The sequence below is a fragment of the Lutibacter oceani genome, from assembly GCF_003384935.1.
Taxonomy (GTDB): domain Bacteria; phylum Bacteroidota; class Bacteroidia; order Flavobacteriales; family Flavobacteriaceae; genus Lutibacter; species Lutibacter oceani.
This window is the reverse complement of the sequence record NZ_QTTQ01000012.1, coordinates 21663-46731: the sequence shown is the minus strand read 5'-3', so window position 1 is coordinate 46731 and position 25069 is coordinate 21663. Positions and strand designations below refer to the sequence as shown.

22 protein-coding genes are annotated in these 25069 nt (G+C 29.1%); 4 read left to right on the top strand and 18 right to left on the bottom strand.

Annotated features, from left to right (window positions below):
- Positions 1-53: 53 nt before the first annotated feature.
- From BX611_RS13075 to dnaN, 7 genes are all read right to left on the bottom strand, one after another.
- Positions 54-1229: a class I SAM-dependent methyltransferase gene (locus tag BX611_RS13075; RefSeq protein WP_115882055.1), complete on the bottom strand. Its 1176-nt coding sequence runs from the start codon at positions 1227-1229 to the stop codon at positions 54-56.
- A 4-nt stretch (positions 1230-1233) separates the two neighbouring features.
- Positions 1234-1779 (bottom strand): DUF1697 domain-containing protein, encoded by a 546-nt coding sequence (locus BX611_RS13070; RefSeq protein WP_115882053.1) that lies wholly within the window; start codon positions 1777-1779, stop codon positions 1234-1236.
- Positions 1780-1782: 3 nt separating this feature from the next.
- Complete coding sequence (locus BX611_RS13065; RefSeq protein ID WP_115882051.1) at positions 1783-2865, bottom strand: AI-2E family transporter; 1083 nt, start codon at positions 2863-2865, stop codon at positions 1783-1785.
- Positions 2866-2900: 35 nt separating this feature from the next.
- Entirely contained in the window at positions 2901-4604 is a 1704-nt protein-coding gene (gene ggt / locus BX611_RS13060; protein ID WP_115882049.1) for a gamma-glutamyltransferase, read from the bottom strand.
- Positions 4601-5194 (bottom strand): acyl carrier protein phosphodiesterase, encoded by a 594-nt coding sequence (locus tag BX611_RS13055; RefSeq protein ID WP_115882047.1) that lies wholly within the window; start codon positions 5192-5194, stop codon positions 4601-4603. Before BX611_RS13055 ends, ggt begins: the two co-directional genes overlap by 4 nt.
- A gap of 67 nt (positions 5195-5261) precedes the next feature.
- Complete coding sequence (locus BX611_RS13050; RefSeq protein ID WP_115882045.1) at positions 5262-5552, bottom strand: hypothetical protein; 291 nt, start codon at positions 5550-5552, stop codon at positions 5262-5264.
- Between the two features lie 150 nt (positions 5553-5702).
- A complete protein-coding gene (gene dnaN, locus BX611_RS13045) occupies positions 5703-6821 on the bottom strand; it encodes a DNA polymerase III subunit beta (RefSeq protein WP_115882043.1) in 1119 nt (372 codons plus the stop codon).
- A 228-nt stretch (positions 6822-7049) separates the two neighbouring features.
- On the opposite strand from dnaN, the gene BX611_RS13040 reads away from it, so the two are divergent.
- Complete coding sequence (locus BX611_RS13040; protein WP_115882041.1) at positions 7050-9566, top strand: PIG-L family deacetylase; 2517 nt, start codon at positions 7050-7052, stop codon at positions 9564-9566.
- Positions 9567-9676: 110 nt separating this feature from the next.
- Positions 9677-11350, top strand: a complete 1674-nt coding sequence (locus BX611_RS13035) for a sodium:solute symporter (protein WP_115882039.1) — start codon at positions 9677-9679, stop codon at positions 11348-11350.
- Positions 11351-11401: 51 nt separating this feature from the next.
- On the opposite strand, the gene BX611_RS13030 is transcribed toward BX611_RS13035, so the two are convergent.
- The 8 genes from BX611_RS13030 to BX611_RS12995 form a co-directional block, all read right to left on the bottom strand.
- On the bottom strand, positions 11402-12988 hold the full coding sequence (locus BX611_RS13030) for a Gfo/Idh/MocA family protein (RefSeq protein WP_115882037.1): 1587 nt from the start codon (positions 12986-12988) through the stop codon (positions 11402-11404).
- Complete coding sequence (locus tag BX611_RS13025; protein WP_115882035.1) at positions 12985-13467, bottom strand: DoxX family membrane protein; 483 nt, start codon at positions 13465-13467, stop codon at positions 12985-12987. The genes BX611_RS13030 and BX611_RS13025 overlap by 4 nt, the downstream gene beginning before the upstream one ends.
- A 163-nt stretch (positions 13468-13630) precedes the next feature.
- Entirely contained in the window at positions 13631-14122 is a 492-nt protein-coding gene (locus BX611_RS13020; protein WP_115882033.1) for a DUF2911 domain-containing protein, read from the bottom strand.
- Between the two features lie 4 nt (positions 14123-14126).
- Positions 14127-14951 (bottom strand): DUF2911 domain-containing protein, encoded by an 825-nt coding sequence (locus BX611_RS13015; RefSeq protein WP_244923640.1) that lies wholly within the window; start codon positions 14949-14951, stop codon positions 14127-14129.
- A 120-nt stretch (positions 14952-15071) separates the two neighbouring features.
- Complete coding sequence (gene gldG / locus BX611_RS13010; RefSeq protein WP_115882029.1) at positions 15072-16712, bottom strand: gliding motility-associated ABC transporter substrate-binding protein GldG; 1641 nt, start codon at positions 16710-16712, stop codon at positions 15072-15074.
- Complete coding sequence (gene gldF / locus BX611_RS13005; protein WP_115882027.1) at positions 16702-17430, bottom strand: gliding motility-associated ABC transporter permease subunit GldF; 729 nt, start codon at positions 17428-17430, stop codon at positions 16702-16704. Before gldF ends, gldG begins: the two co-directional genes overlap by 11 nt.
- Before the next feature lie 5 nt (positions 17431-17435).
- Complete coding sequence (locus BX611_RS13000) at positions 17436-17732, bottom strand: putative quinol monooxygenase (RefSeq protein WP_115882025.1); 297 nt, start codon at positions 17730-17732, stop codon at positions 17436-17438.
- A 9-nt stretch (positions 17733-17741) separates the two neighbouring features.
- Positions 17742-18572, bottom strand: coding sequence for an SAM hydrolase/SAM-dependent halogenase family protein (locus BX611_RS12995; protein WP_115882023.1), 831 nt, complete (start codon positions 18570-18572; stop codon positions 17742-17744).
- Between the two features lie 181 nt (positions 18573-18753).
- Here BX611_RS12995 and BX611_RS12990 point away from each other — a divergent pair, with 181 nt between their 5' ends.
- Both BX611_RS12990 and BX611_RS12985 read left to right on the top strand, forming a co-directional pair.
- On the top strand, positions 18754-19707 hold the full coding sequence (locus BX611_RS12990) for a PhoH family protein (RefSeq protein ID WP_115882021.1): 954 nt from the start codon (positions 18754-18756) through the stop codon (positions 19705-19707).
- Between the two features lie 88 nt (positions 19708-19795).
- On the top strand, positions 19796-20755 hold the full coding sequence (locus BX611_RS12985) for a phosphoribosylaminoimidazolesuccinocarboxamide synthase (protein WP_115882019.1): 960 nt from the start codon (positions 19796-19798) through the stop codon (positions 20753-20755).
- Positions 20756-20855: 100 nt separating this feature from the next.
- On the opposite strand, the gene BX611_RS12980 is transcribed toward BX611_RS12985, so the two are convergent.
- The 3 genes from BX611_RS12980 to BX611_RS12970 all read right to left on the bottom strand — a co-directional run bounded on the left by BX611_RS12980 (position 20856) and on the right by BX611_RS12970 (position 25005).
- Entirely contained in the window at positions 20856-21293 is a 438-nt protein-coding gene (locus tag BX611_RS12980) for a hypothetical protein (protein ID WP_115882017.1), read from the bottom strand.
- 95 nt (positions 21294-21388) lie between these two features.
- Positions 21389-23284, bottom strand: a complete 1896-nt coding sequence (yidC, locus tag BX611_RS12975) for a membrane protein insertase YidC (protein ID WP_115882015.1) — start codon at positions 23282-23284, stop codon at positions 21389-21391.
- A 107-nt stretch (positions 23285-23391) separates the two neighbouring features.
- Positions 23392-25005 carry a CTP synthase gene (locus tag BX611_RS12970; RefSeq protein ID WP_115882013.1) on the bottom strand — a complete coding sequence of 538 codons (1614 nt, stop codon included), beginning with the start codon at positions 25003-25005 and terminating at the stop codon, positions 23392-23394.
- Between the last annotated feature and the right edge of the window lie 64 nt (positions 25006-25069).

The window sequence follows — 25069 nt, the reverse complement described above, 5'->3', positions numbered from 1 at the left end:
AAATCTAATCTGCTAAAATTACTAAAAAATTATGATGTTTACTAAAACAGCATTTAGACCTTTTTACAAATTAATATAATATGATTGTTATTTAAATCTGTGGTGAAAAATAGGTATTGATTTCCACCATCTTTTAAACCAGTTTTTTTTCTGATTTGCTCAACAGTTTCTGGAAAATTACGCGTTGTAATATTCGCTTTTTTTGTAGGAATTAATTTTTTTAACTGTTTTTTATCGTATGAAATACAATGTGTAATTTCAAATTTTCTTCCCGGAAAATCAATCAGTTTTTCCGAAGTATATAAATGTGAATTTGGGTGTAATTTATCAATTTGTAATTGTGAAGAAATTTGATTGAAAGCTCCAGCTTTTAAAATTGCAGAATTAGGCTCAAACAGGTATAGTTTTGGTTCAGAATAAGTTGCTGTTACTTCATTGTTTAAACTAAAATTAAAGTATTGGTTTTCTTTTTTATTGAGGTTAATAGTTTTGATTTCAATTTGTTGCGTGTAATTTTTTTCTAAAATAAATAAGAGTTCTTTTACTTCGTTTTCAATAGCAATAATATGGATTTCTTTTACAAAATTCAATTCATTTATTGCACTTGTAATATCTAAAATAGGTGATACTTTGATAAGAATATGATTAGACTTTTCAAAGAGAAGTTCTAAATTTTCCGGAATGTTTGGCAAACAATCTTCCAATAAAAAAACCTTTCCTTTTACATCATTTCTTCTAGATGGATCAGTATTAATCCAATCGAATTGTTGAGAACTGTTTTTTAAAAACTCGATGCCATCTCCAACAACAGTTTTTATGTTTTTTACATTTAATTCTTGGAAATTGTGTGTAACAATTTTAGATAATTCTTTATTGATTTCACAATGTGTTACGGTATTAACTTTTTGTGAAAAATAATAAGTATCTACTCCAAAACCACCGGTAATATCAACTAGAGAATTTCCAGAAACTAAATTCGCTTTATAATTTGCGGTAATTTCAGAAGAGGTTTGTTCAATATTTAATTTATTAGGATAGTAAATGTTTGCCGTTTTAAACCAAGTTGGTAATTTTTTTTCGCAGCGTTTTTTTGCTTCAATTTGTTCAGCAATTTCTTGAATTGAAATAGAGTTAAACGGACTTCCTTTTAAAACAAGTTTTGTGATATCAGATTTTAAATTGGTATTTATAAAATCTTGGGTTTCTTTAAGTAAAATGTTAGTATTCAAATTGTTAATTGCTTAATTCAATCAATTTTGTTACGGTTTTCCAGTTTCTGGTTGTAGCTGCGGAATTTAACTTTTTTTGAAATAAATTATTTGTTAATTTTGAGTTTCCAGAACCATTTGGGCAATGTAAATACACGCAGTTTTCGCTAATAATAAATTCATCATCACTATTTATAACAAGTGCATCAATTTGATGTTTATTACTTAAATCAGGTTCGGTATTTAAAAAAGTAACATGTAATTTTGAAATATCCATTGTTGGATCTTTTGCAAGAAACGGGTTAGAATTAAAAATTTTCATCAATTCATTTTTAGTCAACACTAAAACATTTACAGCATAATTAAAACGCTTTAAGATTCCCGAAACTATGGTGTCTTCAATTAGAATAGACTCTTTAATATGTGATTTAAAAATTACATTTCCGCTTTGTATATAGGTAATTACATCATGATACCCTAAATCTAAAAAAAGCTGTTTTAATTCAACCATTTTAATAATGTTCTTTCCGGAAACATTTATTCCTCGTAAAAGTGCAATATAAGTTGTCATTATCTATAAATTTTTAGTAAGCGATTTTACAATTTTATTGTCTGCCAAAAATGCTTTTAAAATTACTTTTATAGCAGTATAAGTTGGTATGGCAACAATCATTCCTGTAACCCCAAACAAAATTCCGGCGATCATTATAACCAAAAATATTTCTAACGGGTGTGATTTTACACTATTAGAAAATATCAACGGCTGACTTAAAAAATTATCAATTAATTGGGCAAAAACATAACCAATCATCACATAAATTGTTGTTGGTAATATTTCAGTTTGAAAATCCTGACCAAGGTTACTGCTCATAGATAAAAACAGCATAATTAAACCTCCAATTAGAGGTCCTATATATGGAATTAAATTTAGTAAGGCACATAAAAAAGCAATTACAATGGCGTTTTCAATACCAAATATTAATAAAACGGTGGTATAAATAACAAATAAAATGGTAATTTGAAAAACCAGCCCAATAAAATACCTTGATAATAAATTGTTTATAGTGGATAATGATTTTTTAAGTTTTCCTTCACTTTTATCACTTACCAAAACATAAATGGAGTTTTCCATAATTTGGGTATCTTTCATTAAAAAGAAAGTAATAAAAAGTACCGAAAATAGCGCAATACTTAAATTTCCAACCGTTCCTATTACTGAATTTAATAAGTTTGGAATTGCAGTTAAATTTTTGAATAAATCAGCGTTTTTTAGTTCGTTTAAAACATCAATATTATGTGCTAAAAAATAGCTGTTAATTTCGTTTAATAAATGTTGAATATTTGTTTGAAGTTGGTCAATGTTTAGCAATGATAAATTTTCACCTTGCTTTATAATTAAAGGAATAAACATACTTATTAATCCTGTAAAAATTCCTAAAAACAGTAGCATTGTTGTGATTACCGCCAATGTATTTGGAAATTTAAGTCTTCTTTTTAAAAAGCGAATAATAGGACTTCCAATTAAAGCAATAACTGCAGCAATAGCTATATAAACTATAATTGATTGAATTTCATATAAAAAATACAGTAATAAAAAAACACCTATTATTATAGCAATTGCTTTTAAAATTCCGTTTGTTATTGTGTTTGATGTCATAAAATTTTATTCTAACATTAAATGTATGAATTTATTTAAAAACCTACAGCTTTATCATCACCTCTATAATCTGCACCACCTTCAAGTTGACCATTTGATAAACGTAAAATAGCATCAACTTTTCCAATAATTCTTGAATTTTCCTGGTTGATTTTATATTCTTTTTCTTGTAGTTTATTTAACAATTCAACAGAAAATCCTTTTGGTTCAAAAGTAATAACATCAGGTAGCCATTGATGGTGAAAACGTGGTGCATTTACGGCTTCCTGCATACCTAAATTAAATTCATAAACATTTAAGATAGTTTGTAAAACACAAGTGATAATTGTTGAACCTCCGGGAGAACCTAAAGACATGTATAATTCGTTGTTTTTTTCAACAATAGTAGGTGTCATAGAACTTAGCATTCTTTTTTCTGGTTGAATTGAATTTGCTTCAGCACCAATTAAACCAAACATATTTGGAATTCCAGGTTTAGAGCTAAAATCATCCATTTCATTATTCAATAAAAAGCCTCCTTCAGTAACATAAACTTTAGAGCCATAAGCTCCATTAAGCGTAGTTGTTGCTGAAATTGCATTTCCAAATTGATCAATAATAGAATAGTGGGTAGTTTCATCACTTTCGTATCCAATAATATTCCCGTGTTTTATATTTGATGATGCAGTTGCTTTTTCCCAAGAAAAATCTGCCATTCTTTTTTTAACATAATTTAATGAAATTAAAGTATCAATAGGAATGTTAACAAAATCCGGATCTCCTAAATAATAAGATCTGTCAGCATAAGCGCGTCTTTCAGCTTCAGTAATTAATTGAATGGATTCTAAAGAATTATGTCCTAATGAAGCAATATTAAAAGGTTCAATTGCTTTAAAAATTTGGGCATTGCAAATTCCTCCACTGGAAGGAGGTGACATTGCAATAATTTTTAAATCTTTATAGGTAAATTCAATTGGATTTCGCCATTTTGCTTCATATTTTTCTAAATCTTCTTTAGTAATAATACCCCCTAGTTTTTTAACATAATTAACAAGTATTTCAGCAGTTTCACCTTTATAAAAACCATCACGACCTTTATCTCTAATCCTTTCTAAAGTTTTGGCAAGTTTTTGGTATTTAATAGTATCATTTTCTTTCCAGTCTGCATCAAAAATAATTGTAGTATCATTTACTTCTGTAAAGTATTTTCTATATTTCGTTAATCTGTTTGCCTGATTTTTAGTTACAATTACACCTTTATTAGCCAAATCTATAGCTGGTTGAATTAACTCTGAAAAAGGGAGTGTTCCAAATTTTTCGTAGACTTTAAATAAACCATCAACGGTTCCAGGAATTCCAATTGCCATAGCTCCTAAAATACTTTTACCTTCAATAGTATCACCATTTTCATTTAAATACATATTTTTAGATGCGCCTAAGGGTGCTTTTTCTCTATAATCTAAAGCACCGGTTTTACCATTATTTGTGCGGTAAACCATAAAACCACCCCCACCTATATTTCCTGCAAAAGGGTATGCTACTGCTAAAGCTAATTCTGTGGCAATCATAGCATCAAAAGCATTACCTCCTTTTTTTAATATTGAAACCCCAATTAAAGACGCTTCTTCTCTAGCTGAAACTACCATAGCACTATCTACTATTAGTCCTAAATTTTTTTCACTAGCAGGGGCTTCAGTTTGGCTTTTTTTACATTGTAAAAATAAAGTAGCAATTATAAATAGGAATATTATTTTTTTCATTTTAATAATAAATAGTTTGTTTTTTTGTCTGTAAACTGTTCTAATTCTTTAAAGTACGCGGTAAAATCAGCTTCAAATTCGTTATAATGAATTTTTAAATCATCAATGGCTAAATCCATTTTAGAAATTCCTTTGGTTTTTTGATTCATACCACTTAAAACACGTTCCATTCCGTTTATTGTAGCATAGGTCATTAACCAATTATGTTGAATCATATGTGGTAATAATTTTTGAAGTTCTTCCGGAAAAGATTCAACATTTGCCTGTAAAAAACTATATACATTTTTTGCATACAATGACAAGGGGATCTCTGAATATTGAGCCCAATTTTTAGCTAAAAAATGGTCGTATAATAAATCTATAATAACACCATCATAATGTCCATATCGTTTATGTAAACGGTGCATACTTTTTCTAACAATAGGATTAGAATCTGTAAAAGTATCTATTTCACGGTGTAATAAAATGCCTGCCTTAATTTCGTGAGGATAATTTTTATAATCTTTACCTTTTATAGCATCAGAAATAAAGTTGCCAATCAATATGTTTTTATTGTTTTTTGAAAGGTATAAATGAGCCAAAAAATTCATAAAATAATTTTAAAACAATGATACAAAAAAATCTACCATTGACAGATTTTAATAATAGTTATATTTTTTAACTTCCAGCAAACGGTGTTCCAAATATTCCAACCGCAAGTTCCACCCAAATTAATAAAAATATAAGTGCTATAGCAATAATAGCAAGGATTTTATAATTTGTTTTTTTTGTTTTGCGCAATACAAAATCAATTAAAACGCCGGTTCCAAAAAGTAATAATCCTGCAATTACAAAATCAGAAAGAGACCAGTTTACCTCACCTGAGAATTGCATAGCAATAAAAGGAACAAGTAAAAAAGCCAAAACAATTAGGATGATTATTACGAGTCGTTTATTTTGGAAAGTCATAATTATGTTTTTTTAATTGAACGTTAATTTTACAGTTGTACAAACCCAAATTTAATCAAAAATTTAATTTGTATATAATTAACACAAAGCATAAAAAAACCACAACTAAAAAGTTGCGGTTTATAAATGTTTTATAAATGTCAAAAAAAATTAACTATTCAACATTACTGGCATTACTAGCATTGTAATAAATTCACCTTCTTCAACACCATCAATTGGTGTTAAAATTCCGGCTCTGTTTGGTAAACTCATTTCAATTAAAACTTCGTTAGAATTTAAATTGCTTAACATTTCAGTTAAAAAACGAGAGTTAAAACCAATTTGCATATCATCTCCTTGGTATTCACAAACTAAACGCTCTTCAGCTTTGTTAGAGTAATCAATATCTTCAGCAGAAATATTTAATTCGGTTCCTGCCATTTTAAGTCTAATTTGATGCGTAGTTTTACTTGAGAAAATTGATACACGTCTAACAGAATTTAAAAAAGTACCTCGGTCAACGGTTAATTTATTTGGGTTTTCTTTTGGAATAACAGCATCGTAATTTGGATATTTTCCATCAATTAATCTACATACTAAAATTACATTGTCAAACGTAAACTTTGCATTTGCATCATTGTATTCAATAGTTACATCGCTATCAACATTTCCTAAAATTCCTTTTAATAAATTTAAAGGTTTTTTGGGCATAATAAACTCGGCAGCATCATTTGCTACAACATCCGTTCTTGAATATTTTACCAATTTGTGTGCGTCAGTAGCAACAAAAGTTAAACTGTCTGTAGTAAATTGAAAAAATACACCACTCATTACAGGTCTTAAATCATCATTACCAGCAGCAAATATTGTTTTAGAAATTGCAGTTGCTAATACATTTCCAGGAATTACAGTACTACTTGGAGATTGTATAGAAACAGCTTTTGGAAATTCACTTCCATCAAAATAGGCCATATCATATTTACCGTGACTAGAACTGATTTCAATAGTATTATTTTCTTCAGTTTTAAAAGTTAAAGGCTGATTTGGAAATGTTTTTAAAGTATCCAATAACAAACGCGCTGAAACAGCTACAGAACCATCAGAATCTGATTCAACTTCTATAGTTGTACTCATTGTTGTTTCTAAATCGGATGCAGATATTTTAAGTTCGTTTTGTTTTAATTCGAATAAAAAATTATCTAAAATAGGTAATGTATTACTGCTGTTAATAACACCGCCTAAAACTTGAAGTTGTTTTAATAATTGGCTACTTGATACTATAAATTTCATTTAAGATTATTTTAATGGTATAAGTTACAAATATATTCTAAATATATTGTTTTAAAAAAGTTATTTATCAACAGTTAAAAATGTTGAATACTACCTTAAAACCTACATTAGTAGTCTGTTATGAAAGCGTATTTTAAAAAGTTATAATTATGTTAATATAGTTTAGGAAAATGCCAATAGTATTAATTAAATTTTATATTTGTTTATCTACTAATTAATTAAACTTTCATGAAAAAAATAGTTCTAATTCTATTCCTATCATTTTTTTGTATATCAATAACCTTTTCTCAAGCTCCAAAAAAACCAACTTCAGGAGCTATTTATGAATCCATTCAAAAACTCAATTTTTTAGGAACTGTATTATATATTGCAGCGCATCCAGATGATGAAAACACGCGGTTAATTTCTTACTTTTCTAATGATGTAAAGGCAAGAACGGGTTACTTAAGTTTAACAAGAGGTGATGGAGGTCAAAATTTAATTGGACCTGAAATAAGAGAATTATTAGGTGTAATTAGAACGCAGGAGTTATTAGCAGCACGTAGCATTGATGGTGGGGAGCAGTTTTTTACAAGAGCCAATGATTTTGGGTATTCAAAACATCCTGATGAAACCTTGGATATTTGGAATAAAGACGAAGTTTTAAAAGACGTAGTTGCGGTCATAAGAAAATTTAAACCCGATGTAATTGTAAACAGGTTTAATCATAGAACTCCCGGAACTACGCATGGGCATCATACATCATCAGCTATGTTAAGTGTTGAAGCCTTTGATTTAGCAATGAATACTAATTACAAAACACATTTAAAAAACGATGCTCTTTGGCAGCCAAAAAGGTTGTTTTTTAATACTTCTTGGTGGTTTTATGGAAGTCAGGAAAATTTTGATAAAGCCGATAAAACCAATTTAATAGATTTAGAAATTGGAACGTATTACTCTAGTAAAGGTTTATCTAATAGTGAAATAGCTTCATTAAGTAGAAGTAGCCATCAATCTCAAGGTTTTGGAAGTACAGGTTCTAGAGGAAATCAAACTGAATATTTAGAGTATTTAAAAGGTGATTTTCCAAAAAATAAAAATGTATTTGATGGAATTGATACTACTTGGAATAGAGTTGAAGGTGGAAAAGCAATTGCAAAAATTTTAGATAAAGTAGAGGAAGAGTATAATTTTAAAAACCCATCTGCAAGTATTGCTGAATTAGTTGAAGCGTATAAATTAATTCAAAATTTAAAAGACGAACATTGGAAACAGTTAAAATCAGATGAGATTAAAGATATAATTGCTGCTTGTGCCGGATTATATTTAGAGGCAGTTGCAAATAATTCTTCAACTACTCCAAATTCTGAAAATACTATTAAAATTGAAGCTATAAATAGAAGTGATTATAATATTTCTTTAAAATCAGTAACAATAAATCCTTTGAAAATTAAAGAAGATAAAAATGTTGAATTAACAGCTAATAACACTCAGCAATTTTCAATGGATATAACTATTCCTTCTGAAATTAATTATACATTTCCATATTGGTTGCATAAAAAAGGAACTTTGGGAATGTATAAAGTTGAAAATGAAGATTTAATTAGTTTACCTAAAACTCCAAGAGAAATTAAAGCGGATTTCTTAATAGATTTTAATGGATATTTAATTCCGTTTACAAAAGAAGTTGTTTTTAAATACAACGATCCTGTTAAAGGTGAAGTGTACAAACCTTTTGAAATTTTACCTGAAGTTTCGGCGTCATTTAATGAAAAAGTACACATTTTTTCTGATGGTAATTCTCAAAAAATTGCTATAAAAGTAAAAACTGTAAGAGATAATTTAACAGGAAAATTAATTTTATGCACTCCTGAAAACTGGAAAGTTTTACCAGAGAATTTTGAGATTAATTTAGCTCAAAAAGGAGAAGAACAAGTATTCGAATTTATTGTAACACCACCTGCCAATCAATCAGAAGGTTTAATTTCTCCAATTGTTGAAATAGGTTCTAAAACGTATACGGATGAATTAGTTGAAATTGATTATAATCATATTCCTTTTCAATCTATAATAATGCCTTCTGAAGCAAAAGTAGTTCGATTAAATATTGAGAAAAAAGGACAAATAATTGGCTATATTCAGGGTGCGGGTGATGTTATTCCAACAAGTTTACGTCAAATTGGCTATACAGTTGTTGAATTAAATGATGATGATATAATTCTCGAAAAATTAGAAAACTTTGATGCTGTGGTTTTAGGAATCAGAGCTTATAATACCAATGAAAGAGCAAAATTTTATCAAAAACATTTACATAATTATGTTGAAAAAGGAGGAACGCTAATAGTTCAATACAACACCAATCATAGGTTAAAAGTTGAGGAGGTTGCACCATTTCCATTAAAACTTTCTAGGGACAGAGTAACAGATGAAAATTCAGAAGTTCATATTATTAATCCAAATCACGAATTATTAAATTATCCAAACAAAATTATTAAAAGTGATTTTGATGGCTGGGTACAGGAACGCGGTTTGTATTTTCCAAATGAATGGAGTGAGGAATTTGTACCAGTTTTAAGTATGAATGATAAAAATGAATCTCCTAAAAATGGAAGTTTGTTAATAGCAGGTTATGGAAAAGGAAAATTTATTTACACAGGCTTAAGTTTTTTTAGAGAGTTACCGGCCGGAGTTCCGGGTGCATATAAATTGTTTGCAAATATGCTATCAGTTGGAAAAAACAAATTAAATAAGCCCTTAAAAAACTAATTATGGAGCAACCGAAATATGTTTGGAAAAAAGAATATACAGTTGTATTAATTATGAATGCTGTTTATATTATTTTGTTTTATTTAATAATGACTTCCTTTTCATAAATTATGGAGCAATTAGACTGGATTATTCTTATTGGTACTTTACTTTTTATTGTTTCATATGGGGCATACAAAACAAAAGGAAGTAAAAATGTAACTGATTATATTAAAGGAGGAAGTAATGCTAAATGGTGGACTATTGGTTTATCAGTTATGGCAACGCAAGCAAGTGCAATTACTTTTTTATCTACACCCGGACAAGCATTTCATAGCGGAATGGGATTTGTGCAATTCTATTTCGGGTTGCCAATTGCAATGGTAGTTATTTGTTTGGTATTTATTCCAATTTATCATAGGCTTAAGGTATTTACTGCCTATGAATATTTAGAAACTCGATTTGATTTAAAGACCAGAAGCTTAGCGGCAATTTTGTTTTTAGTACAACGTGGTTTGGCTGCAGGAATCACCATTTTTGCACCTGCAATAATTTTGTCAGCAGTATTGGGTTGGGATTTAACAACCCTAAATATATTAATTGGTACTTTGGTAATTATATACACCGTTTCCGGTGGAACAAAAGCTGTAAGCGTTACTCAAAAACAACAAATGGCTGTTATTTTTGGAGGAATGTTTGTTGCATTTTATTTAATTGTTAGTTACTTACCTGCGGATATTTCTTTTTCAAAAGCGCTAAAAATTGCTGGCGCTAGTGGAAAAATGAATGTGTTAGATTTTTCCTTTAATTTGGATAATAGATATACTTTTTGGAGTGGAATTATTGGAGGAAGTTTTTTAGCACTTTCTTATTTTGGTACAGACCAAAGTCAGGTACAACGTTATTTGTCTGGAAAATCTATAAAAGAAATGCAGTTAGGACTCATTTTTAATGGTTTGTTAAAAGTACCAATGCAGTTTTTTATTTTGTTAGTAGGAGTAATGGTGTTTGTGTTTTACCAGTTTAATACCTCTCCTTTAAATTTTAACCCGGCAGCAACAAAAATTGTAAAAAACTCCGAATATGCACAGGAATATAATAATTTAGAAAATAAGCATAAAGAAATTGAAATATTAAAGTCTGAAGCAAATTTAAATTATGGTAATAATTTGAATGATAAAGCATTATTACATAAAATTCAAGAACTAAATCTTTTAGAAATTGATAATAGAAATGAAGCAAAAGAATTAATAAAAAAAGCGGATATTTCTGCTGAAACCAATGATAAAGATTATGTGTTTATTCATTTTATTTTACATAATTTACCAAGAGGATTAATAGGGTTATTATTAGCTGTAATATTATCCGCAGCAATGTCCAGCACAGCATCAGAATTAAATGCACTTGCAAGTACAACAGCAATAGATTTATATAAAAGAAATATTACTTCTGTTAAAACAGATCAGCATTATGTAAATGCTTCCAAGTGGTTTACACTGGCTTGGGGTTTAATTGCCATATCAGTTGCTTGTATTGCTAATTTATTTGATAATTTAATTCAATTAGTAAATATTATAGGCTCTATTTTTTATGGAAATGTTTTAGGGATTTTCTTATTGGCATTTTTTATTAAATATGTAAAAAGTAATGCAGTATTTATAGCTGCAATTATAACGCAAGCAATTGTAATTTTAGGATGGTGGTTAGATTGGATGCCTTATTTATGGTTGAATTTATTTGGTTGTACCTTGGTAATGGGAATTGCGGTTTTAATTCAATTTATTTATTTTAATAATAAAAAATAACCTAACAGAAATTTCTGTTAGGTTATTAATTAAAATAATGATTGTTTTTAGTTAAGGATTTGAGAGTAATACTTCATTAAAATCAATACCTTCAATTGGTTTAAGGATTTGATTTTCTTCATCCCACTCAATTTTTCGGCCTAATTTATAAGAAATACCTGTCATATGTGATGCAATGGCTTCTTCAAAACCTTCTTTAATACCACAGCTTAATTTTGTGCCATTTCTAATGCCACTTAACCATTCTCTTAAATGTAAAAAAGTTGAATCTACCCTAGCACCGTTAATATAGGTCCACATTAATCCTTTATCTGCAAAGTATTGTGAAGTTGCCGAAGAAATAGCATCTGGTATATTTGCACTTGGATTGTATTGAAAAATAGGAACCGATGGTTTCATTTTTTGTGCCTGAATCATCGCTGCATATTTAGTAGATTGCCCTTCTGGCCAAACAGTTAACTTATTTCCAAGTTCCATAGTAGCATCATGTCCCATTAAAATAGTAGGTCTGTTAAATCCGTTACCAAGCGTTGCACTATATATAAAAGTCATCCCTTTTTCCTTTCCTTTTATCTGACTTGCACCAGTACTGAAATCTGGAAATTCCATATTAACTTGTAAAACATCAGGTACATTTCTACCATCTATATGCGTATAAATTCCTCCAGAAGCAGTTATAGATTTTGGAATTCCCATATTTAAAACACAATTTAAACGATCATAATCATGAGATAATAAATCACCAGATAAACCGGAACCATAAGACCACCATTTTCTCCATCTAAAAAAATGATTTTTATTGAATGGTACTTTTGGAGCTGACCCTAAAAATAAATCCCAATCTATCGTTTGTTCGTTGGCTTTTTCATGAATATGATAATTCCAAGCACCATTATCATCATTTCTGTTTGTATTAGTTTGAATTACAGAAACGTGACCAAGTGTACCTTTTTTAACAACATCTTGTGCTGTTTTAAAACTCAATGTTTGTCTGTGCTGATGTCCTACCATTAATAGTGCTCCAGATTTTTCAGCAGCTTCTTTAAGTCTATAAGTTTCTTCAACTGTATGTGTCATTGGTTTTTCAACATACACATGTACTCCATTTTCTAAAGCATCAATTGCCATAGGTGCGTGCCAATGGTCTGGTGTTGCAATTATTATGGCATCTACTTTACCGCTTCTTATCATTTCCTGATGCGTTTTAAAACGGTCTACTTTAAAATCTTCAGTTGAAAAAGAATTTACTACATTTTCTGCACGTATATCAAAAGCATCGCAAACCGCCACTAATTGAACATTTAATTTATCTTGTTCTAAAAAGTTTTTTAAAGCAGTATGATTTGGGTTTTCTTCTGCAGCTGTCTTCATATTTTGAAGCCATTCCTTGGTTGCAAAACCCAAAGCTCTACAAAGTTGTTCGCCACGTATACCAAAACCTACAATACCAACTCTTATAGGTTCTCCTTCAATTGCTGGTAATGCTGAAGGTAATGAAGGTTCAATATTTAATTGTTCTAAAATTTCTGATTTTTCTTTACTGTACAATAAAGTATTTGCTGCTCCAGCCCACCAAATTCCGCCAACAATTGGCAATCCACCTAAGCCTTTAAGCACGTCTCGTCTAGTCCATTTCATAACTTTTCTGTTTTATTTTTATTAAAAATTCTTCCTAAACCAAAGTAATTAGCTGTTGGATATTGGTAAATTACCATACAGGCAACAAGCTCTATAAGGTTTTTATTAATAAACCAATAACTACCCTCTACGTTTACCTGGGTAAGCCAAGGGAATGAGGGATGTGCTAAATAGTACAATGCTAAAAGACCTATTCCAACAAAAGCTCCTAGTTTTTCAAAAAAACCTAAAATTAATGTTAGACCCACTAAAATTAGTGCAGCCATATTTAGTATATCTACCCAAGCTATAATAGATGGGTTAGTTAAAGCTAAAAACAATGGTTTTAATGGTCCTTGTGCTGAAGCAAGATACCCAAAAGAAGTCCAATCGGGATTGTACATTTTAACAATTCCTTCATATAGAAAGTGCCAGCCAATAAAAATTCTCATGAGAGTTACGCTGTCTCTTAACTCCCATTTTAGTTTATTTAAAATCATAATATTAAAGTATATATGGTATAAAGTTATTAATACCCTTTTTTATTCTTTATGACTTTTATCATGTAGTTGTAAATCAGTATGTAATTTTTTAGAAAGAAATTATAAAAACAAAAAAAGCACCTCAATTGAAGTGCTTTTTTTTGTTTTTAAATTGTTAATTTTATTCAATAGGAATTATAATTCTAATTTTTTCCCATGAAAATTCAATGGTTCTATCGCCAATTTTATACTCTAAAACTTCTTGATTTTCGGATACAATTTCCGGTTTAATGTTCAGTCTTAAAATGTCTTCATTTTTATTATATGAATAAGCACCCCAACTGTCATTTTTTGAGTTTAAAATAATCACCCATTCTTTGTCTTTATTAGGAATTATAAAAAAGCCATATTTTCCTGCAGGAACAATTTTATCACCTATCTTTACATCTTTCTCAAAAGAAAATGTTGTATTTTCATTTGCACCGGCTCTCCATACTTTGCCATATTTTTCCAAACCGCCCCAAATAGTTCTTCCTTTAACGCTTGGTGCTCCATAGTCTATAGAAACTGTTGCACCCTCAATTGTACCAGATGCTTGTTTTCTTGGACTTTTTTGAGCAAATGTTACTGTTGCAATTAAAAGAAATACAAGTGTAAGTTTTAATTTATTCATATTTTTATTTTTGCCATTCAGCAATAGATTCTTTATTCATTTTCTCATAATCTTTATTTCCAGCTTTAATTGCTCCTTCTAATGATTTTTTTGCAGTTGCAATTGCTCCAGCTTTATCTCCCATATCAGCTTGAATTAAGCTCATTCTTCTTAAATACCAAAAAGGAGGATTGTCACCTTCTGTAGCTTTTTTCATCCAAGCTAATGCTTGTTTTAAATCTTTTCCTTCTGTATGGTAATAGGAAGCTGCTTGAAAATAATCATTTCCAGATGGACCAGCCATTACAGTTTCAATACTTTTAGATGTAATTTTATCAGTTGGTACTTCAAATGAAACCCCAACATATACATTTTCCCAAAGTATACCTAAAACGGCAGAACCACTTTTTACATCATCAATAGATAATGTGAAAGATTCAATTGGCATTGGCATTTCTTGTACTTGAGCAGTAGTTTTTGCAGCTACTTTACTATCGTCCCATTTTTGTGGATTTCCCCAATTGTTGGAATCGCTGTAAAATATAATTTCCCAAGATGTTTCATTTGGAATAGTATAAATTGCATACGTACCTTTTTTTAGTTCCTGTCCGTCAACAGTAACATTGTCTCCAAAAGTGATTTTTGTGTTTGCATTAGCTCCTGTTCTCCAAACTTCTCCATAAGGCACTAAATCACCAAAAATAGTTCTTCCTCGCATTGCAGGTCTTGAATACTCTAAAGTAACATCAGTTAACCCAACAACTTGTTCTAATTTAGCGGCAGGACTAGGTTGTGGCGTTTTTATTTGTGCATTTGTTGTTGTTATAATTCCAACAAATAATAATAGCATTGATAATTTTTTTAGCATAATAGTTATATTTTTAGTTTGTATCAAATATAACATTTATAACCCCCTATAAATCAATCGGGTTTAATTTTAACAATTATTTAAGAAGAATATTATTGTTAATTATTGGTATTTTTTTCTTCTGAAATAGTTAAACATTAAACCAAATACAGTTAAAATAATTAAAGGAAAAAGAATATTAATTAGTTGCCATTTAAAAGCTTGTTCATATGCTTTTTGTTTATTTAAAAAAGCAATATTAACAGTTTTAGAACGAATATTAATTAAACCAGAATCATCTAACAAATAATTAACTGAATTTAATAAAAACTCTTTATTACCATAATGTTGATTTGTCCATTTATTAACACCTAATTCAAGAGGTATTCCTTTTGAAATTTCATTGGCAATTAGATCTCCATCAGCTATTACAATCATTTTGGTTTTGTTACCAATCTCTTTTGAATTAAATAATTTAAAAGGCTTAACACGATTATTGTAAGCAGATTTAAATGTGCCTTCTAATAAAACTGCTAAAGGTTTATTTCCGTTTGAATAATCTTCAGTTTTTGGTTTTTGATTTATAGTTTTTAATGAAATAATTTGAGGTGTACCAACCAAGGTAGAAAGTGGTGAACTTTGCAGTAAAATAGTTTTTGAAATACCATTTTTTAAAGTATCAATTTCACTTGGAAATTTAAAGTTTACAGCTTCAATATTATTGTTTATAGAATGGTTATTTAACGAATTTACCAGGGGAAAATAAACCCATTGAAAATTGTTAAACTGAGTTTGATTTCCAACATTTCCAGTAGCTAATGTTATTTGTGAACAATATAAATCAGTTACTAAATTTGGATTAATTCTTATTCCGTAATTAAAAAATAAATCTGTTAAACCTAAATCTCTTGGATATACTAAGGATTCTCCAGTTTGCATTAAACTATCTAATTCTGCCTGAACATTGTCAATTAACCATAACGATTTTCCACCGTTCATTATAAACTGATCCAATGTAAATTTTTCTTTTTCACTAAATTTTTCTGTCGGTTTTGCAACAATAGCTAAATCAAAATTAGATAACTCAGTTAAGGTTTTATTTGGTTGTTTCTCAACTGAATCTAAAGTAAATGGAGCAAGTAAATAATATTCGCCTAATTTTTTTAAAAAATCTGCAATATAAATATCTTCAAGTTCACCATTTCCTTTAATTATGGCAATTTTTTTAGACTTTTGGGTAGTTATTTTATGAATTGCATTAGCAAATGCATATTCTAAATTCTGAATAGAACTTTCTAATTGCTCATCTTGAGAGTTTGTAATAATGTCTTTTAAAAGCGAAACATACTCAGTTTTGTCTTTATACGTTATTTCAGCCCAAGGAAAAATTACAATTTCAGATAATTTTCCATTTTCTTCAACTTGTAATCTGCTTGGTTCTATACCTTTTTCAATTAATTCTTGTGCACTATCAATTGGATTAATAAATCGAAACTGAATGTTTTTATTTAATGCTTTTAATTCTTCTAAATGTAGTTTTGTTTCAATTTGCAGTCGTTTAAATTCCGCGGGAAAATCACCTTGAAGATAAATTTTAACAACAATAATTTCATCAATACTTTTTACAATATTTTTAGAAGCTTCAGATAAAGTATAACGACTGTCTTCAGTTAAATCGAATCTTTTATAACTATTTGATACTACAAAATTCAGTAGGATAATTCCTAAAAATATAGCTGCTATTTTAGAATACTTATTGTTCATTTTGTATTCTAATTTTTGTTAAATAAATAAATAAAAATGTAATGGAAATAAAATAAATTAAATCTCGCGTATCAATAACTCCTTTACTAATACTATTAAAATGGTCTGCCATTCCAATTTTTTGAATAAAATAATCGGAACTTCCAAACATATTATAAGTAGCTAAAGCTTCAAATCCGTAAAACAAAAAGAATGAAATAATTACTCCAATTATAAATGATACAATTTGATTTTTAGAAAGTGTTGATGAAAATATTCCAATGGATGTATAAGCACTTGCCAAAAATAGTAAGCCTAAAAATGAACCGAAAGTAGTACCAAAATTTATATTACCAACTGGATTTCCTAATTGATAAATGCTATACACATAAATTAATGTGGGTATAATTGCTAAAATTACCAAAACAAAAGATCCAACATATTTACCTAAAATTAATTGCCAATTTGTAATTGGTTTCGTTTTTAAAATTTCTATAGTTCCATTATTATATTCATCAGAAAATGACCGCATAGTGATTGCAGGAATTAAAAAAATAAAAATCCAAGGAGCAAGAAAAAAGTAACTATTTAAATCTGCAAATCCAGCATGTAAAATATTAAAATCGCCTTCAAAAATCCATAAAAATAAACCATTTATAAGCAAATATACTGCTATAACCAAGTATCCAATTGGAGAAGCAAAAAAGGAAGTAAGTTCTTTTTTTAAAATGGGTATCATTTATTTTATGGTAAACTTTCTAATTTATCAACACTCCAGGCTAAGGGTTTGTCTTTAAATAATATTTTTGTTTTTGCCCAAACCGATTTAAAAAGTTCGGATTTTCTATAAGAATCTAAATGTGCTTCAGATTCCCAATAACTATATGTAAAAAATATAGTTGGTTCTTTTTTATCTCTATACAATTCTAATAAACGGCAACCATCAAAGTTTCGTATTTTTTCTTTGTTTTTATTAAAATTTTCAAGGAAAATATCAATTTTTGAAGAATCAAAACTCATTTTTACAATTCGTACAAACATATTTTAATATTAAATAAACTTTATGGTTAATGTGTCTCGATAATTTAAACCTAGAAGTGATGATGCACCACCTACAGTATTTAAATTACTTCGGTACATAGCTATTTCCAAATAATTAGCTGAATTAAATAAGGCTAGTTTACTGCCATCTTTTTGGCGCAACTCTTTTGGTACTGAAAAATCTACAAATTCGCTGTATTTTGAATAAATTTTCTTAAAAGTATATTTATTGGCAGTTATTTCAAAATCGCGTCCTTTGCCAATTTCCTGAAATATTTTATTGCTAATGTTACTTATTGAATTCCCATAATTATCAATATAAATAATATTTCCAAAAATAGTTTTGTTATCAGTAGAAATTGAAGGTTGCAATTCCACCAATCTTTTAAAATCAGGAATTATTTTTCCTACTACTTCTAAAGTGCCTCCTCTTGCAATGTGGCAGGCAACTTTTACAAAAACATCCAACACAGGAAAACTGGTTGCTATATGCTCATGAATGTTTATTTCAACAATTTTTTCGGGTTTAATTTCATTTGCTAAAAGAGAAATAACACCGTTGTTTGCACAAATAAAATAGTGATTATCCAGTTTAAGTGCAATGTGTTTATTTTCTTCATTTAATTCAGAATCTACACCAATTATATGAATACTTCCTTCAGGAAAACTTTTATAAGCATTTTTTAAAATATAAGCAGTTTCCGTAATGTTAAAAGGAGATATATGATGCGATATATCAACAATTCTAGCATCAGGCAATTCGCTATAAATTGTACCTTTTACAGAACCAACAAAGTGGTCTTTTGTCCCAAAATCAGTAGTTAAAGTTATAATAGACATATAAAAAGCGAGCGATTTTTTTGATAAACAACAAATAAATATCCTTGATAAAATGTTTAAAACTTATTTAAAAACATTTAATTATTGTAATTTGATATATTTAAATTTGTTATGCAAATCTAATCATTTATTCGGTTATTTGGAATACAATTTTATGAATTAAACTTAACACTTTTATCATTTGAACGAACGTATAATTGAACTCACAGAAATAAACCCTAGCGATTTATTTGGTACTCAAAACGCAAATGTAGATATTTTGCGAAAGTACTATCCAAAACTAAAAATAATTGCACGTGGCAATAATTTAAAAGCTTATGGCGAACCTAATATTTTAGATGAGTTTGAAAAAAGGTTAGAGATGCTTATTAAGTATTTTAACCGCTATAATAAGTTAGATGAAAATAGCATTGAACGTATTTTAACTTCAAATGGTAAAGAACATAAAAGTTCTAAATATGCAGATGGAGTTTTAGTACATGGTGTAAGTGGAAAACTAATAAAAGCTCAAACGGAAAATCAGCGTAAAATGGTTGAGTTGATGGATAAGAATGATATGCTTTTTGCAATTGGACCCGCTGGTACAGGAAAAACATACACTGCAGTTGCTTTGGCTGTTAAAGCCTTAAAAGAAAAAGAAGTTAGACGTATTATTTTAACGCGTCCGGCAGTTGAATCTGGTGAGAATTTAGGTTTTTTACCTGGAGATTTAAAAGAAAAATTAGATCCGTATATGCAACCTTTATATGATGCTTTACGTGATATGATACCATTTGAAAAACTAGATTCTTATATTGAAAAAGGTATTATTCAAATTGCACCATTGGCATTTATGCGTGGTAGAACGTTAGATAATGCTTTTGTAATTTTGGATGAAGCCCAAAACACAACACACAATCAAATGAAGATGTTTTTAACCCGTATGGGGAGAAGTGCTAAATTTATTATTAACGGAGATCCCGGTCAAATAGATTTACCAAGACGTCAGATTTCAGGTTTAAAAGAAGCAATGCTAACACTTAAAGAAGTAAAAGGAATTGCATTTGTATATTTAGATGATAAAGATATTATAAGACATAGATTGGTTAAAGAAATAATTTCAGCCTATAAAAGTTTAGAGGTAGGTAATGAGTAGGTTTAATAGTTTAAGGTTAAATGGCAAAAGTTACGGTCAAAAGGAATTAGACAATTAAACAAATTAACAGTTAAACAGTAATAAAAAAATGAGCAATACAATTAATGATACGGCATTTAATTTTCCTAAACAAAAATCTGTTTATAAAGGAAAAGTAAGAGAAGTTTATAATATTAATGATGAAATTTTGGTAATGATTGCTACGGATAGACTTTCAGCTTTTGATGTGGTAATGCCAAAACAAATTCCATTTAAAGGACAAATCTTAAATCAGATCGCTTTTAAAATGATGGATGCTACAAAAGATATTGTTCCAAACTGGATTATTGCGCTACCTGATCCAAATGTTGCCGTAGGACATTTATGTGAGCCTTTTAAAGTTGAAATGGTTATACGTGGATATATGTCGGGGCATGCGGCAAGAGAATATAAAGCAGGAAAAAGAATACTTTGTGGTGTTCCAATGCCAGAAGGAATGAATGAAAATGATAAATTTCCTGAGCCAATAATTACACCAGCAACCAAAGCAATGGATGGTGATCACGACGAGGATATTTCAAAAGAAGATTTAATTGCAAGAGGAATTGTTTCAAAAGAAGATTATGAAGTATTAGAAAAATATACGAAAGCATTGTTTCAAAGAGGTACTGAAATTGCAGCTGAACGTGGTTTAATTTTAGTTGATACAAAATATGAATTTGGAAAAACAAAAGATGGAAAAATTCTATTAATTGATGAAATTCATACGCCAGATTCTTCGCGTTATTTTTATGCAGAAGGTTATGAAGAAAGACAAAGTAGAGGAGAAGCTCAAAAGCAATTATCTAAAGAATTTGTACGTCAGTGGTTAATAGCTAATAATTTTCAAGGTTTGGAAGGACAAACAGTTCCTGTAATGAGTGATGAAAAAATTAACGAAATTTCAGATAGGTATATTGAATTATATGAAAATATCACAGGCGAAACATTTGTAAAATCAGATGTTAGTAATATTTTAGGAAGAATTGAAAAAAATGTATTAGCTTTTTTAAATAGTTACTATAAGTAATTTTATAAAGTCGTAATTTATTTAAATGAGGTTGTCGGAAAGGTTTAAATTTTTAAGACAACCTTTTTTATTTTAATAATTTATTAAACCTAGCCTTATATTATTCAACTTCTTTGGCTAAAGATTTTACAACTTCAATTAGTTCTAAAGTATTTAAAGGGTTTGAAGTTAACCAGTTTAAAGCATTGTCGTTTGTAGAAAAAACTGCGACTTGCTGATCATTGTCAGCTAACATTGTTTTATAAATTGTGGTTTTAACAACTTGGTTGGGAGTGCTAGTAACAAAAGCTACTTTTCTTTTCCCTAGTTTAGGTGCATTATTTTTTATAAAATTCACAAATTTTTCTATGTCCTCTTGGGGAGCTAGAAAAGTTATATTTTTAAAATGAATAAAGTAGTTGAGTCCAGTTTTAAAGTTTTTATCATTAAAGGTTTTTTGTTTGAATCGAATATACGAGTCAACATCTAAGTTTCCCTTATGAAATTCTATAATAAGATTATGCAGAGGTATAATTCTATATGCACTTTTTAATGACATATTTATTGATGTGTACGGGGTTAGTAAAGGTTAAAGTTAAAAAAAAAGTCCTTTTGCAAATACAAAAGGACTTAGAACTTAACAAATGGTAAGTTTTATCGTTTCTTTTGCTGTTTTGCTTGTTGTTCTTGAGCTTGTTTCATTGCGTCATTCAATCTTTTTCTAAATTTTCCTTCTTTTTTAGGCTTCTTTTTATTTTCCTGAATTTGCGCATGAATTTTATCCTCATCAATAATGTAATTTTTAATAATTAACATTATTGTAATGGTTAATAAGTTAGAAACAAAGTAATATAAACTTAAACTACTTGCATACATATTAAAGAAAATAAGCATCATAATAGGTGAAAAATACATCATCATTTTCATCATCTTTTGCATATCTGGCATTCCTTCTTGCGTAGGTTGCTGCATACCCATTTGTTGACTTTGACTCATTCTCATATAAAAGAAAATTGCGATTGATGCCAATATTGGGAATAAACTAATATGTGATCCATACATTGGAATATGAAATGGAAGTTCAAAAACAGAATCATAGGCAGATAAATCATCAGCCCATAAAAAGCCTTTCTGACGTAAATCTATATTTGATGGAAAAAACCTAAATAAAGCAAAGAAAACAGGCATTTGTAACAATGCAGGAATACAACCTGAAAGTGGACTTACGCCAGCTTTGCTTTGTACTGCCATTGTTTCTTGCTGACGTTTCATTGCATTTTCTTTACCTGGCAAACGTTTGTTAATTTCTTCCATTTCAGGTTTTAAAACCTTCATTTTAGCACTTGATAAGTAAGATTTATAAACCAACGGCGACATAAAAATTCTAACTACAATAGTTAATAAAATTATTATTAAACCATAGCTTCCAATAAATCCTTGTAGAAAGTTAAAAACTGGAATAAAAACGACTCTATTTATAAAACCAAATATTCCCCAACCAAGATTTACAATTTCTTTAATGTTTCTGTCATATTTTTTAAGAATCTGGTAATCATTTGGTCCAATATACCAGTTCATATTATAATTTAATTCACCACCTTCTAAAGCTAATGGAGCTTTCAAAGCAAATGCTTTTGTATAAGTAGTATCAATTTCCTCATCTTTTGTGAGTGTAACCGAAGTTAATTTGGCACTTTCAAAAGCTTTATCTGTAATTAATATTGAAGAGAAAAAATGTTGTTTAAAAGCAACCCAATTAACATCTTGTTCATCCGCATCATCTTCACCACCCACTGAAAGATAATCTATATCTTCATTTTCTTTCTCATAATACATTTCTGTTTGTTGGTTTTCATATCGAATACTTTTTTCATGTCTGTATCCATTTAAATTCCAATCTAACGTAATTTGTTGTGCTGAGTTTATTGTTTGATTTAAGCCTTGAGAACGCACGTTAAAATTAACCATATATTCTCCAGGAATCATTTCGTAACGGTACTCTAAATACTTGTTTTCAGAAACTTTTAATTTCATTGAAAGCACTTCTTTTGAACCATCTTTAATAGATGTTGGTTCAAACATTAAATCTTTTGTATTTAAAATTCGGTTTTCTGATGTTCCAAAATTAATGTTAAAAGATGCATTTTGATCTTTTATCATATATAATGGTAGCGAATCGTAAGTAACATAGTTTTTTATTAATGCTTCTTTAATTTGACCTCCTTTGTTTGAAATAATTAATTTAAGTACGTCATTCTCTAAAATGGTTTCAGTATCTGAAAGTGTTGCAGAATAAGCAAAGTCCCCTAATTGAGATTTCGCTTTTGCCATTGATAAAGAATCAGTTACTTGTATTGCAGTTTCAATTGTATTATTGAAATTTGCAGTTGTAGTATTTGTATCTGCTTCCTTAATTTGTTCTGTTTCAGCCTTTTTTTCGGCAGCTATTTCTTCTGGTGTTGGTTGATTGGTGTACATCCACCATAACATAATTGCTCCAAGTAGCACAAATCCTATAAGTGAATTAAAATCAAATTTCTTTTCTTCCATGAGTATAATTAAATGTCAAATTGTCATTTTTCTTTTTAAGAAATTAAAAAGCCCGACAAAAGTACTAAAAGTAACGTTATAAATTAGTTTTTATTAATGATTGTGTATTAGTTCAAATAATGTTCCAAAGAAGCTTTTACAAAATCAATAAATAATGGGTGTGGATTTAACACCGTACTTTTATATTCTGGATGGTACTGAACTCCAATAAACCAAGGATGCGATGGTATTTCAATTACTTCAACTAAATTGGTTTCAGGATTTCTACCCGTTGCAATCATTCCTGCTTTTTCAATTTGCTCCAGATAATCATTATTAAATTCATATCTATGTCTATGTCTTTCGCTTATAAGTTCTTTTTTATAAATATTATAAACTTTACTATCTTGATCCAATTTGCAATCCCAAGCACCTAAACGCATAGTACCACCATAATTGGTAATGCTTTTTTGTTCTTCCATTAAATCAATAACAGGATTTTTAGTGTCATTGCTCATTTCAGAAGAATTAGCGTCTTTTAAACCTAAAACATTTCTTGAAAATTCAATAACGGCCATTTGCATACCTAAACATATACCTAAAAATGGAATGTTATTTTCACGTGCATATTTTACGGCTTCAATTTTACCTTCAATTCCTCTTTCACCAAAACCAGGTGCAACTAAAATACCATTTAGATTCTTTAATTTTTTTGGAACATTTTTAACTGTTAATTCTTCAGAATGAATCCAATTTATATTCACATTTACTTCATTGTGAGCACCTGCGTGTATAAAAGCTTCAGAAATAGATTTATAGGCATCTTTTAATTCAACATATTTACCAATTAAACCAATCTCAACTGTATGTTTTGGATTTTTAAATTTTGCTAAAAACTGGTTCCACACTTTTAATTCGGGTTGTTTGTCTTGTGGAAGTTGTAATTTTTTTAAAACCACCATATCCAAATTTTCCTTTAGCATTAAGTTTGGAACATCGTAAATGGTTTCAGCATCTATTGATTCAATTACATCTTCTTGTTTAACATTACAAAAAAGTGCCAATTTTCTTTTTATAGATTCTGAAAGTTCATGTTCAGTTCTACAAACTAAAATATCTGGACTTACTCCACTTTGCATTAACATTTTAACAGAGTGTTGCGTAGGTTTTGTTTTTAATTCTCCTGCAGCAGCTAAAAATGGAACTAATGTTAAATGGATTACTATTGCATTTTCATGTCCTAATTCCCATAATAACTGACGTACAGATTCTACATAAGGAAGAGATTCAATATCACCTACAGTACCTCCAATTTCTGTTATAACAATGTCAAATTCACCAGTATTTCCTAAAATTTGAATTCGATCTTTTATTTCGTCAGTAATATGAGGGATTACTTGTACGGTTTTACCTAAAAATTCTCCTTTTCTTTCTTTATCAATTACAGATTGATATATTCTACCAGTTGTAACATTGTTAGCTTGTGATGTTGGAATGTTTAAAAAGCGCTCGTAATGCCCTAAATCTAAATCAGTTTCAGCACCATCATCAGTTACATAACATTCGCCGTGTTCATAAGGGTTTAAGGTTCCTGGATCTATGTTAATATAAGGATCCAGTTTTTGAATGGTAACAGAATAGCCTCTTTCTTGTAATAATTTTGCTAAAGATGCTGCAATAATTCCTTTTCCGAGTGAAGAAGTTACCCCTCCAGTTACGAAAACATATTTCGTGTTTTTCATTATTCTTAGGTTTGGGCAAAAATACTAACTCTATTTTAGTTGACAAAAAAGAACCCTTTAAAAC

Excerpts from the sequence above, each read along its gene's own strand:
- BX611_RS13070 (WP_115882053.1), bottom strand. The coding sequence starts at position 1,779 with ATGACAACTTATATTGCACTTTTACGAGGAATAAATGTTTCCGGAAAG.
- BX611_RS13065 (WP_115882051.1), bottom strand. The coding sequence starts at position 2,865 with ATGACATCAAACACAATAACAAACGGAATTTTAAAAGCAATTGCTATA.
- ggt (WP_115882049.1), bottom strand. The coding sequence starts at position 4,604 with ATGAAAAAAATAATATTCCTATTTATAATTGCTACTTTATTTTTACAA.
- BX611_RS13055 (WP_115882047.1), bottom strand. The coding sequence starts at position 5,194 with ATGAATTTTTTGGCTCATTTATACCTTTCAAAAAACAATAAAAACATA.
- BX611_RS13050 (WP_115882045.1), bottom strand. The coding sequence starts at position 5,552 with ATGACTTTCCAAAATAAACGACTCGTAATAATCATCCTAATTGTTTTG.
- dnaN (WP_115882043.1), bottom strand. The coding sequence starts at position 6,821 with ATGAAATTTATAGTATCAAGTAGCCAATTATTAAAACAACTTCAAGTT.
- BX611_RS13040 (WP_115882041.1), top strand. The coding sequence starts at position 7,050 with ATGAAAAAAATAGTTCTAATTCTATTCCTATCATTTTTTTGTATATCA.
- BX611_RS13035 (WP_115882039.1), top strand. The coding sequence starts at position 9,677 with ATGGAGCAATTAGACTGGATTATTCTTATTGGTACTTTACTTTTTATT.
- BX611_RS13030 (WP_115882037.1), bottom strand. The coding sequence starts at position 12,988 with ATGAAATGGACTAGACGAGACGTGCTTAAAGGCTTAGGTGGATTGCCA.
- BX611_RS13025 (WP_115882035.1), bottom strand. The coding sequence starts at position 13,467 with ATGATTTTAAATAAACTAAAATGGGAGTTAAGAGACAGCGTAACTCTC.
- BX611_RS13020 (WP_115882033.1), bottom strand. The coding sequence starts at position 14,122 with ATGAATAAATTAAAACTTACACTTGTATTTCTTTTAATTGCAACAGTA.
- BX611_RS13015 (WP_244923640.1), bottom strand. The coding sequence starts at position 14,951 with ATGCTATTATTATTTGTTGGAATTATAACAACAACAAATGCACAAATA.
- gldG (WP_115882029.1), bottom strand. The coding sequence starts at position 16,712 with ATGAACAATAAGTATTCTAAAATAGCAGCTATATTTTTAGGAATTATC.
- gldF (WP_115882027.1), bottom strand. The coding sequence starts at position 17,430 with ATGATACCCATTTTAAAAAAAGAACTTACTTCCTTTTTTGCTTCTCCA.
- BX611_RS13000 (WP_115882025.1), bottom strand. The coding sequence starts at position 17,732 with ATGTTTGTACGAATTGTAAAAATGAGTTTTGATTCTTCAAAAATTGAT.
- BX611_RS12995 (WP_115882023.1), bottom strand. The coding sequence starts at position 18,572 with ATGTCTATTATAACTTTAACTACTGATTTTGGGACAAAAGACCACTTT.
- BX611_RS12985 (WP_115882019.1), top strand. The coding sequence starts at position 19,796 with ATGAGCAATACAATTAATGATACGGCATTTAATTTTCCTAAACAAAAA.
- BX611_RS12980 (WP_115882017.1), bottom strand. The coding sequence starts at position 21,293 with ATGTCATTAAAAAGTGCATATAGAATTATACCTCTGCATAATCTTATT.
- yidC (WP_115882015.1), bottom strand. The coding sequence starts at position 23,284 with ATGGAAGAAAAGAAATTTGATTTTAATTCACTTATAGGATTTGTGCTA.
- BX611_RS12970 (WP_115882013.1), bottom strand. The coding sequence starts at position 25,005 with ATGAAAAACACGAAATATGTTTTCGTAACTGGAGGGGTAACTTCTTCA.